The sequence below is a fragment of the Escherichia sp. TW14182 genome (assembly GCF_000208525.1).
Lineage (GTDB): Bacteria > Pseudomonadota > Gammaproteobacteria > Enterobacterales > Enterobacteriaceae > Escherichia > Escherichia ruysiae.
Map to the genome: position 1 here is coordinate 1 of NZ_AEJZ01000215.1, position 11,200 is coordinate 11,200.

At 52.0% G+C, this 11,200-nt stretch carries 10 protein-coding genes; 6 read left to right on the forward strand and 4 right to left on the reverse strand.

Annotated elements, in window-relative coordinates; genetic code table 11:
* The coding region (locus EQY_RS0117010) for an ABC transporter ATP-binding protein (RefSeq protein ID WP_000053065.1) at positions 1-1,606 on the reverse strand (1,606 nt) is incomplete at its 3' end.
* Positions 1,607-1,617: 11 nt separating this feature from the next.
* Positions 1,618-3,726: a bifunctional 23S rRNA (guanine(2069)-N(7))-methyltransferase RlmK/23S rRNA (guanine(2445)-N(2))-methyltransferase RlmL gene (gene rlmKL / locus EQY_RS0117015; RefSeq protein WP_001086527.1), complete on the reverse strand. Its 2,109-nt coding sequence runs from the start codon at positions 3,724-3,726 to the stop codon at positions 1,618-1,620.
* Between the two features lie 97 nt (positions 3,727-3,823).
* Here rlmKL and ycbX point away from each other — a divergent pair, with 97 nt between their 5' ends.
* Positions 3,824-4,933: a 6-N-hydroxylaminopurine resistance protein YcbX gene (gene ycbX, locus EQY_RS0117020; RefSeq protein ID WP_000224255.1), complete on the forward strand. Its 1,110-nt coding sequence runs from the start codon at positions 3,824-3,826 to the stop codon at positions 4,931-4,933.
* On the opposite strand, the gene zapC is transcribed toward ycbX, so the two are convergent.
* Positions 4,930-5,472: a cell division protein ZapC gene (gene zapC, locus EQY_RS0117025; RefSeq protein ID WP_001220665.1), complete on the reverse strand. Its 543-nt coding sequence runs from the start codon at positions 5,470-5,472 to the stop codon at positions 4,930-4,932. The genes ycbX and zapC overlap by 4 nt on opposite strands.
* Before the next feature lie 173 nt (positions 5,473-5,645).
* Positions 5,646-6,656 (reverse strand): quinone-dependent dihydroorotate dehydrogenase, encoded by a 1,011-nt coding sequence (gene pyrD, locus EQY_RS0117030; RefSeq protein ID WP_010344456.1) that lies wholly within the window; start codon positions 6,654-6,656, stop codon positions 5,646-5,648.
* A 236-nt stretch (positions 6,657-6,892) separates the two neighbouring features.
* On the opposite strand from pyrD, the gene ssuE reads away from it, so the two are divergent.
* The 5 genes from ssuE to ssuB are packed head-to-tail and all read left to right on the forward strand — an operon-like array spanning position 6,893 to position 11,129.
* Entirely contained in the window at positions 6,893-7,468 is a 576-nt protein-coding gene (gene ssuE, locus EQY_RS0117035) for an NADPH-dependent FMN reductase (protein ID WP_001263923.1), read from the forward strand.
* Positions 7,461-8,420: an aliphatic sulfonate ABC transporter substrate-binding protein SsuA gene (gene ssuA / locus EQY_RS0117040; RefSeq protein ID WP_001244251.1), complete on the forward strand. Its 960-nt coding sequence runs from the start codon at positions 7,461-7,463 to the stop codon at positions 8,418-8,420. The genes ssuE and ssuA overlap by 8 nt, the downstream gene beginning before the upstream one ends.
* Complete coding sequence (ssuD, locus tag EQY_RS0117045) at positions 8,417-9,562, forward strand: FMNH2-dependent alkanesulfonate monooxygenase (RefSeq protein ID WP_000056004.1); 1,146 nt, start codon at positions 8,417-8,419, stop codon at positions 9,560-9,562. The genes ssuA and ssuD overlap by 4 nt, the downstream gene beginning before the upstream one ends.
* An 11-nt stretch (positions 9,563-9,573) precedes the next feature.
* Positions 9,574-10,365 (forward strand): aliphatic sulfonate ABC transporter permease SsuC, encoded by a 792-nt coding sequence (gene ssuC, locus EQY_RS0117050; RefSeq protein ID WP_024212630.1) that lies wholly within the window; start codon positions 9,574-9,576, stop codon positions 10,363-10,365.
* A complete protein-coding gene (gene ssuB, locus EQY_RS0117055) occupies positions 10,362-11,129 on the forward strand; it encodes an aliphatic sulfonates ABC transporter ATP-binding protein (protein WP_001090487.1) in 768 nt (255 codons plus the stop codon). Before ssuC ends, ssuB begins: the two co-directional genes overlap by 4 nt.
* Positions 11,130-11,200: the final 71 nt, after the last annotated feature.

Here is an 11,200-nt window from a genome sequence, read left to right on the forward strand (position 1 = left end):
GCGCCACATACTGTTCTTGCTGACCACGGGCATCATGATAACCGCCAACATAACGACCAATTTTGCCGCCGCCTTCAAAGATCCAGCATTCTGTCACAGTGTTATCGACAAACTGACGATCGTGGCTTACTAACAACACCGTCCCCTGGTAGCTGTCGATTAGCTCTTCAAGCAGTTCGAGCGTTTCGACGTCAAGGTCGTTGGTCGGTTCGTCGAGGATCAGTAAATTGCTTGGCTTAAGGAACAAACGTGCTAACAGCAGACGGTTACGTTCCCCGCCAGAAAGCGCACGTACCGGCGTCATCGCCCGTTTCGGATGGAACAGGAAGTCCTGCAAATAACCCAGCACGTGGCGTGGTTTACCGTTAACCATCACCTCTTGCTTACCTTCGGCAAGGTTATCCATCACCGTTTTATCGGGATCCAGTTCCGCGCGGTGCTGATCGAAATAAGCCACTTCAAGTTTGGTGCCAACGTGAATACGTCCGCTGTCTGGCTGAAGTTGCCCCAGCATCAGTTTTAACAGCGTGGTTTTACCGCAGCCATTCGGGCCAATCAGCGCAATTTTGTCGCCACGTTGTACCTGAGCGGAAAAGTCTTTCACCAGTTGTTTGCCCTCAACCTGATAGCAAACATCTTCCATTTCAAAGACTATTTTACCGGAGCGGCTGGCTTCTTCGACCTGCATCTTCGCCGTACCCATTACCTCCCGGCGTTGGCTACGTTCACGACGCATCGCTTTCAATGCACGCACGCGACCTTCGTTACGGGTACGACGCGCTTTGATCCCCTGACGGATCCACACCTCTTCCTGCGCCAGTTTGCGGTCGAACTCGGCGTTTTGCAGCTCTTCCACGCGCAGGGCTTCTTCTTTTTCCAGCAGGTACTGGTCGTAATTCCCTGGATAGGTCACCAGCTTGCCGCGATCGAGATCAACAATGCGCGTCGCCATATTGCGAATAAACGAACGGTCGTGGGAGATGAAAATAATCGTCCCATTGAAGGTTTTAAGGAACCCTTCCAGCCAGTCGATGGTTTCGATATCCAGGTGGTTAGTCGGTTCGTCGAGCAGTAACACGCGCGGATTGCTCACCAGCGCGCGTCCCAACGCCGCTTTACGCAACCAACCGCCGGAAAGTGACGACAGCGCAGCATTGGGGTCTAATCCCAGCTGTGCCAATACTTCGTTGATGCGGTTTTCCAGTTGCCACAGATTATGGTGATCAAGCTGCTCCTGGACTTTCGCCAGTTCATTGAGATTTTTCTCGCTCGGGTCATTCATCACCAGGCGCGAAATATCGTGATAGCGTTTCAGGTATTCCGCCTGTTCTTCGATGCCTTCGGCAACGAAATCATAAACGCTGCCCTCAACGTTACGCGGCGGATCTTGTTGCAAACGCGCAACGATCAAATCTTGCTCATAGATTATCCGACCGTCATCCAGCCCCTGTTCACGGTTGAGGATTTTCATTAACGTCGATTTGCCTGCGCCGTTACGGCCCACCAGACAAACACGTTCGTTATCTTCGATATGCAGTTCTGCGTTATCGAGAAGCGGCGCGTCGCTGAACGACAGCCATGCGCCATGCATACTGATTAATGACATTACTATTCCTTTCAGGCTGCGGTAATCAGCCAGCAGTTGTGGATCTGGCGGTTACGGGCGAAATCCTGGGAGAGCGTTTTTTGCGTAATTTCTTGTGCTTTCAGTCCCAGTTTTGCCAGTCCGTCAAGATCCATACGGAAGCCACGCTTGTTGTTCGAGAACATGATCGTCCCGCCAGCACGCAGCAGACGCTTCAAATCTTTCATCAGCGCCAGATGATCGCGCTGAACATCAAACGCATCTTCCATTCGTTTTGAGTTAGAGAAGGTTGGCGGATCGATAAAAATCAGATCGAACTGTTCATTAGCTTCACGCAACCACGCCAGACAATCGGCCTGAATCAGGCGATGCGCACGGCCGGTTAAGCCATTCAGACGCAGGTTGCGTTCTGCCCACTCCAGATAAGTACGCGACATATCCACTGTGGTGGTGCTGCGCGCGCCGCCTAAGCCCGCGTGCACGGTGGCGCTACCGGTATAGGAGAACAGGTTGAGGAAATCTTTGCCTTTACTCATCTGACCGAGCATACGACGGGCGATACGGTGATCGAGGAACAAACCCGTATCAAGGTAATCCGTCAGGTTCACCCACAGGTGCGCGTTATATTCGGTGACTTCAAGAAACTCGCCCTTCTCGCCCAGTTTCTGATACTGATTTTTGCCCTTCTGGCGTTCACGGGTTTTCAGCACCAGTTTGTTTGGCGCAATCCCCAGTACCGAAATGGTCGCAGCGATAATATCGAACAAACGTTGACGCGCTTTGTGCGCATCGATGGTCTTCGGCGGCGCGTACTCCTGCACGACCACCCAGTCGGCGTAGCGGTCAACAGCGACGTTGTATTCTGGCAAATCGGCGTCATACAGGCGGTAACATTCAATCCCTTCCTGCCGCGCCCATTTTTCGAATTTCTTCAGGTTCTTACGCAGACGGTTGGCGTAATCTTCCGCCACCATCGCCGGTTTGCTGTCCGGGGTACTTTCGGCAACGTGGTAGTTTTTCTGCACGCAGTCCAGCGGGCCATTTTTCGCCTTGTACTGTTTGTCTGCGCGCAATTGCAGACAACTTAACAAATCCGGCGAGGCGCTGAATAAAGAGAGATTCCAGCCACCGAACTGGTTTTTCATGATTCGGCCCAGCAGGCTATGCAGCGCAATCAGCGCCGGTTCGCTGTCCAGACGCTCACCGTATGGCGGGTTGCTCAGTACGGTGCCATACGGTCCTTTTGGTAGCGGATTGGTCAGTTGCGCGACATCTTTCACCTCAAAAGTGATCAGTTCGCCAATCCCCGCCAGGCGGGCGTTAGTACGCGCACGTTGAATCACCCGCGCATCGCTGTCGGAACCGTAGAAATGAGAGCTGTATTCTGCCAGACCTTTACGGGCGCGAGTTTGTGCTTCCGCTTTCACTTCCTGCCAGATGGCTTCGTCGTGCTGCGCCCAGCCGCTAAATCCCCAACGCCCACGGTGCAAGCCCGGCGCGCGGTCGGTCGCCAGCATCGCGGCTTCAATCAGCAACGTACCGGAACCACACATCGGGTCGAGCAGTGGTGTTCCTGGCTGCCAGCCAGATCGCATCACAATGGCAGCCGCCAGTGTTTCTTTGATTGGCGCAATACCTGCACGATCACGATAGCCACGCAGATGCAAACCATCACCACTGAGATCAAGGGCGATACTGGCGGTTTCTTTATGCAGCCAGACGTTAACGCGGATGTCCGGCGCATCGCGATCAACATTTGGTCGCGGCAGATTTTTACGCGTGAAAGCATCAACAATTGCGTCTTTAACTTTCATCGCACCGTATTGGCTGTTGCGGATAGTGTCATTCAGACCGCTAAAGTGGACAGCAAAGGTCGCGCCAGGATTAAACATCTCTGTCCAGTTGATCGCCTGAACGCCGAGATAGAGGTCTAAATCGCTGTAAACCTTACACTCGCCCAGCGGCAACATAATACGCGAGGCCAGGCGGCTCCACATCAGGCTCTGGTATACAAGCCGCGTGTCGCCCTTGAAATGGACCCCACCCTGAACCACCTGGCATTCAACGGCCCCCAGGTTTTCCAGTTCAGTTTTTAACAGCTCTTCCAGCCCACGGGCCGTACTGGCAAACAGAGAATTCATATCGTCACTTTTACTCTAAGAAAATTGTTGCGCATTATAGCTAATAAGTCCGTCATGTCATAAAGTTGAGGGCTTATTTTCATTTGGGGACCGCACCGTGGCGACATTAACCCGGCTTTTTATTCATCCTGTTAAATCCATGCGTGGCATCGGTCTGACACACGCTCTTGCAGATATCAGCGGGCTGGCCTTCGATCGCATTTTTATGCTGACAGAACCCGACGGTACATTTATTACCGCCCGTCAGTTTCCACAGATGGTGCGCTTTACCCCATCTCCCGTTCATGACGGTCTGCATCTCACTGCGCCCGATGGTAGTAGTGCGTGGGTACGCTTTGCCGATTTCGCCGAACAGGACGCACCAACGGAAGTGTGGGGTAACCATTTTACTGCGCGCATTGCGCCAGATGAGATAAACAAATGGTTAAGCGGATTTTTCTCCCGCGACGTGCAATTGCGCTGGGTGGGGCCACAGATGACGCGGCGCGTAAAACGCCACAACACTGTACCCCTGTCATTCGCTGATGGCTATCCGTATCTGCTCGTCAATGAAGCTTCATTGCGCGATCTCCAACAACGCTGTCCGGCAAGCGTCAAAATGGAACAATTCCGCCCCAATCTGGTTGTTTCTGGCGTAGCCGCGTGGGAAGAAGACACCTGGAAAGTGATTCGTATTGGCGATGTGGTGTTCGATGTGGTGAAACCTTGTAGCCGTTGTATTTTCACCACCGTTAGCCCGGAAAAAGGGCAAAAGCATCCGGCTGGCGAACCATTAAAAACGCTGCAATCTTTCCGTACAGCCCAGGATAACGGCGATGTCGATTTCGGTCAAAACTTAATTGCCCGTAACAGTGGTGTTATCCGTGTTGGCGATGAGGTGGAAATCCTGGCGACAGCACCGGCAAAAGTCTACGGTGCGGCCGCAGCCGACGATACTTTCTCCGCGACACAACAACCAAACGCGAATGTTGACATCAACTGGCAAGGGCGGGCATTTCGCGGTAATAACCAACAGGTACTGCTGGAACAATTAGAAAATCAAGGGATTCGTATTCCCTATTCTTGCCGTGCCGGCATATGCGGAAGTTGTCGTGTTCAGCTTCTCGAAGGCGAAGTCACCCCGCTGAAAAAATCAGCTATGAGCGACGATGGAACAATTCTTTGCTGTAGTTGCGTACCGAAGACTGCATTGAAACTGAAAAGTTAAACGGCTTGTTCAAGGCTGACGCTGTCATAACTCACATGCGGTCTCAGCCTGTCATTCATAATTTTGATGGCGTCACCCAGTTGCATGGCGCGCCCGGCGATGACGACGCAAGGTTGCGCCAGCAGGCACAGTGCGGCATTTTCGCCAGATTCAATAACCAGTAAATTGACCTGCTCATTGGTGTCGCTTAACCAGACACAGGCAGCATCACCCGACGCTGGTGCCCACATTTCGCCATGAGAAACAAAATGCCAGCTTTTCGGCATTTGCGGTTTGAGATAACGAATCGCTACCAGTGCATTAAGCACCAGTTCAGCTTTTTGTTCTTTTGATAAGTTAAGGTCGCGGCATTTTTCTTCAAACGTGAAATAGAGCGCGGCGTCATCAACGCAAAATCCCGCAGGAGAAAAAGCATCCGGCGTCAACATTTTACGCGCAAAACGTGAGCGAAACAGCATACCATTGGCTAAATCAAGCATCATTCGATCATGCTCTTCATCGTAATACCAACGCCAGTTATCGTCTGGTTTAATTCGCATATGCCTCTCCTCTACCCTATAAATTCACTGCAACACATTCCATTGTCGCTTTGCTTAATAACCTCAACAAGAAAAGTACAAAATGTCTAAATAAGTAACAGGAATGAATATAAAACAACCAGGGCTGAAAATAAAGCCCTGATTATCTTATAAAGAGAAAGTGAAAGAAATAATTAGATATGAGTAACGATTTCTTTAATCAGCGGTGGTCCTTTAAAAATAAAACCAGAATAAATTTGCACCAGTGAAGCCCCCGCTGCTATCTTCTCACGGGCAGCAATAACCGAGTCAATACCACCAACACCAATGATCGGTAAACGACCGTTTAATTCCTGCGACAAGCGGCGAATAATTTCTGTGCTTTTTAATTGCAACGGACGACCACTTAAGCCACCGGTTTGATCGCAATTTTTCATTCCCTGAACTAAAGAACGATCGAGGGTGGTATTAGTCGCAATAACGCCATCAATATTATGACGTACCAAACTATCGGCAACCTGGATCAACTCTTCTTCAGAAAGATCCGGCGCGATCTTCACTGCGATCGGCACATATTTATGGTGCATCGCTTGCAAATCATTTTGCTTATTTTTAATTGCCGTTAATAAATCATCCAGTGCTTCGCCATATTGCAGAGTACGTAATCCTGGGGTATTCGGTGATGAAATATTGATGGCAATATATCCTGCATAGGCGTAGATTTTTTCCATACAAATCAGATAGTCATCTTTGCCTTGCTCAACCGGTGTATCTTTATTTTTACCGATATTAATTCCCAGAACGCCGTCATAATGTGCTTTTTTAACGTTCTCAACGAGGTTATCAACGCCGAGGTTATTAAAGCCCATACGGTTGATCAAACCTTCAGCATCCACCAGACGGAAGAGACGCGGCTTGTCATTTCCTGGTTGTGGACGAGGGGTGACAGTGCCGATCTCGATCGATCCAAATCCCATTGCGCCTAAAGCGTCAATACACTCCCCGTCTTTATCAAGACCGGCAGCCAGACCAAGCGGATTTTTAAAGGTCAGTCCCATGCAGTTAACCGGTTTCGCTGGAACGTTCTGTCGAACAAGTGCTTCAAACGGCGTTCCGGTAATGCGACGTAATTGCTGAAAAGTAAACTCATGAGCGCGCTCAGGATCGAGCTGAAAAAGGGCTTTACGAACGAAGGGGTAGTACATGAACTCTCCTGGATTCCCGGTGTGCAAACCGGGTGCGTATTATGTGCGAGTTCGGATCAAAAGGGAATTGACCTGTGGCAATAAATAGCAAACGTTTTCTTGTTGTGCTTTTTTTATGCTTTTTTTGGCTTTTCTTCATCAGATAAATCATTTCGACTCACAAGCTCTCTCTGTCAGACTGACCGAATTGTTATCAATTTTAACAAAACAAGAACTATTGGTTATAAGGAGAGAGTATGCGTGTCATTACCCTGGCAGGAAGTCCTCGCTTTCCTTCTCGCTCCAGCTCTTTGCTGGAATATGCGCGGGAAAAATTGAATGGCCTGGATGTGGAAGTTTATCACTGGAATCTGCAAAACTTCGCCCCGGAAGATTTGCTTTATGCCCGTTTCGATAGTCCGGCGCTCAAGACTTTCACCGATCAGTTGCAAGAGGCTGATGGGCTGATTGTCGCCACTTCCGTCTACAAAGCCGCCTATTCCGGCGCACTGAAAACGCTTCTCGACCTGCTACCAGAACGCGCACTACAAGGAAAAGTGGTGTTGCCGCTGGCGACAGGTGGCACGGTGGCTCATCTACTGGCTGTCGATTATGCCCTCAAACCGGTACTAAGCGCCTTAAAAGCGCAGGAAATCTTACACGGCGTATTTGCCGATGACTCGCAGGTGCTTGATTTCCAACATAAGCCGCAATTCACGCCGAATCTGCAATCCCGTCTAGATACCGCGCTCGATACCTTCTGGCAGGCGCTGCACCGCCGCGATGTCCAGGTTCCTGACCTTCTCTCTCTGCGAGGTAACGCTCATGCGTAATATTTTTAAACTGGTGCTGATGGGATTATTCAGCGTCTCTACGCTCACGATTGCTGCGGAGTCTTCTCCTGAAGCGTTACGGATAGGTTATCAAAAAGGCAGCATCAGCATGGTGCTGGCAAAAAGCCACCAGTTACTGGAAACACGCTATCCGCAAACCAAAATCTCGTGGGTGGAGTTTCCCGCTGGTCCGCAAATGTTGGAGGCGTTAAACGTCGGCAGTATCGATCTGGGCAGTACGGGGGACATTCCTCCAATTTTTGCTCAGGCCGCCGGTGCTGATTTGGTCTACGTCGGTGTCGAGCCACCGAAACCAAAAGCCGAAGTGATTCTGGTGCCCGAAAACAGCCCGATCAAAACTGTGGCTGAACTAAAGGGCCACAAAGTCGCGTTTCAGAAAGGTTCAAGTTCGCACAACCTTTTACTGCGCGCACTGCAACAGGCCGGGCTTAATTTCACTGATATTCAGCCGACCTATCTGACGCCCGCCGATGCGCGCGCTGCATTTCAGCAGGGTAACGTCGACGCCTGGGCTATCTGGGATCCCTACTATTCCGCTGCGTTATTGCAGGGCGGCGTGCGGGTGCTGAAAGATGGCACCGATCTCAATCAAACCGGATCGTTTTATCTGGCAGCCCGTCCGTATGCAGAAAAAAACGGCGCATTTATTCAGGGCGTACTGGCAACCTTTAGCGAGGCCGATGCGTTAACCCATAGCCAGCGCGAACAAAGCATCGCCCTGTTGGCAAAAACAATGGGTTTACCGGCGCCGGTCATTGCCTCATATCTTGACCATCGCCCCCCTACCACCATCAAACCCGTGAACGCCGAGGTTGCTGCTTTACAGCAACACACTGCCGACCTGTTTTATGAAAATCGCCTGGTGCCGAAAAAAGTCGATATCCGCCAACGCATCTGGCAGCCCACTCAACTGGAAGGAAAACAATTATGAGTCTGAATATGTTCTGGTTTTTACCCACGCACGGTGACGGTCATTATCTGGGAACGGAAGAAGGGTCTCGCCCGGTTGATCATGGGTATCTGCAACAGATTGCGCAAGCGGCGGATCGTCTTGGTTATACCGGCGTGCTGATCCCAACAGGCCGTTCCTGCGAAGATGCGTGGCTGGTGGCGGCATCGATGATCCCGGTGACGCAACGGCTTAAGTTCCTCGTCGCTCTACGCCCAAGTGTGACATCGCCTACCGTAGCCGCTCGCCAGGCTGCCACGCTTGATCGCCTCTCTAATGGACGCGCGTTGTTTAACCTGGTCACAGGCAGCGATCCGCAAGAGCTGGCAGGCGACGGCGTGTTCCTTGATCATAGCGAGCGTTACGAAGCCTCGGCGGAATTTACTCAGGTCTGGCGACGTTTATTGCAGGGAGAAACCGTCGATTTCAACGGTAAACATATTCATGTGCGCGGAGCAAAACTGCTCTTCCCGCCGATTCAACAGCCGTATCCGCCACTTTACTTTGGCGGATCGTCCGACGTTGCTCAGGATCTGGCTGCCGAACAGGTTGATCTCTATCTCACCTGGGGCGAGCCGCCGGAGCGGGTAAAAGAGAAGATAGAACAAGTGCGGGCAAAAGCTGCCGCACATGGTCGCAAAATCCGTTTCGGTATTCGTCTGCATGTAATTGTCCGCGAAACCAACGACGAAGCCTGGCAGGCCGCCGAACGGTTAATCTCCCATCTTGATGATAAGACGATTGCCAAAGCACAAGAAGCATTTGCCCGGACGGATTCCGTAGGTCAACAACGAATGGCGGCGCTGCATAACGGTAAGCGCGACAATCTGGAGATCAGCCCCAATTTATGGGCGGGAGTTGGCTTAGTACGCGGCGGTGCCGGGACGGCGCTGGTGGGCGATGGGCCGACAGTCGCTGCGCGAATCAACGAATACGCCGCGCTTGGCATCGACAGTTTTGTCCTTTCTGGCTATCCACATCTGGAAGAAGCGTATCGGGTTGGCGAGTTGCTGTTCCCGCATCTGGATGTCGCCATCCCGGAAATTCCCCAGCCGCAGCCGCTGAATCCGCAAGGCGAAGCGGTGGCAAATGAGTTTATCCCACGTAAAGTCGCGCAAAGCTAAGGAACAAGATGATGGCAACGCCAGTGAAAAAGTGGTTATTGCGCGTTGCCCCCTGGTTTTTACCGGTGGGCATCGTGGCGGTGTGGCAACTGGCCTCGTCAGTTGGCTGGTTGTCGACGCGTATTTTGCCCTCGCCGCAAGGGGTGGTCGCGGCGTTCTGGACGCTCTCAGCCAGCGGCGAATTGTGGCAGCATCTGGCGATAAGTTCATGGCGGGCGCTGATTGGTTTTTCCATTGGCGGATCGCTGGGGTTGATTCTGGGGCTGATTAGCGGGCTGTCGCGCTGGGGTGAGCGACTACTGGATACCTCAATTCAGATGTTGCGCAACGTGCCACATCTGGCGCTGATCCCACTGGTGATTTTGTGGTTTGGCATTGATGAGTCCGCAAAGATTTTCCTGGTGGCGCTTGGCACGCTATTCCCCATTTATATCAACACCTGGCACGGCATTCGTAATATCGATCGTGGGCTGGTAGAGATGGCGCGCAGCTATGGCTTATCCGGCGTGCCGCTGTTTATCCATGTGATTCTGCCCGGTGCCCTGCCCTCAATTATGGTCGGTGTGCGCTTTGCGTTAGGTCTGATGTGGCTGACGCTGATTGTTGCCGAAACCATTTCTGCTAATTCCGGCATTGGCTATCTGGCGATGAATGCGCGGGAGTTTCTGCAAACGGATGTGGTGGTAGTCGCCATTATTCTTTACGCCCTGCTCGGCAAACTTGCTGACGTCAGCGCCCAATTGTTAGAGCGCGTCTGGCTGCGCTGGAACCCGGCTTATCATCTGAAGGAGGCCACGGTATGAATACTGCACGATTGAACCAGGGCACACCGCTATTGCTCAATGCTGTAAGTAAACATTACGCAGAAAATATCGTTCTGAATCAACTTGATCTACATATTCCGGCAGGTCAGTTTGTGGCGGTGGTCGGTCGCAGCGGCGGTGGTAAAAGTACCCTGCTGCGCCTGTTGGCGGGGCTGGAAACGCCAACCGCAGGCGATGTGTTAGCGGGCACAACGCCACTTGCCGAAATTCAGGACGATACACGCATGATGTTTCAGGATGCCCGTTTACTGCCGTGGAAATCGGTAATTGATAACGTTGGGTTAGGTCTGAAAGGCCAGTGGCGCGATGCCGCGCGTCAGGCGCTGGCTGCGGTAGGGCTAGAGAATCGGGCTGGGGAATGGCCTGCCGCACTTTCTGGCGGGCAAAAACAACGTGTGGCGCTGGCAAGAGCGTTGATTCATCGACCGGGTTTATTGTTGCTTGATGAACCGCTCGGGGCACTGGACGCCTTAACGCGACTGGAGATGCAGGATTTGATTGTGTCACTTTGGCAGGAGCACGGTTTTACCGTCTTGCTGGTAACGCATGATGTGAGCGAAGCGGTGGCGATGGCTGACCGGGTGCTGTTAATTGAAGAAGGAAAAATTGGTCTGGATTTGACGGTGGATATACCCCGTCCGCGCCGGTTAGGGTCGGTACGATTAGCGGAGCTGGAAGCGGAAGTGTTGCAGCGGGTGATGCAGCGTGGGCATTCTGAACAACCGATTCGACGTCATGGTTAATATGCCGGATGCGGCGCATAAAACCAGCAGTTTCAACGGGCTTGTAGGCCTGATAAGACGCGTCAAGCGTC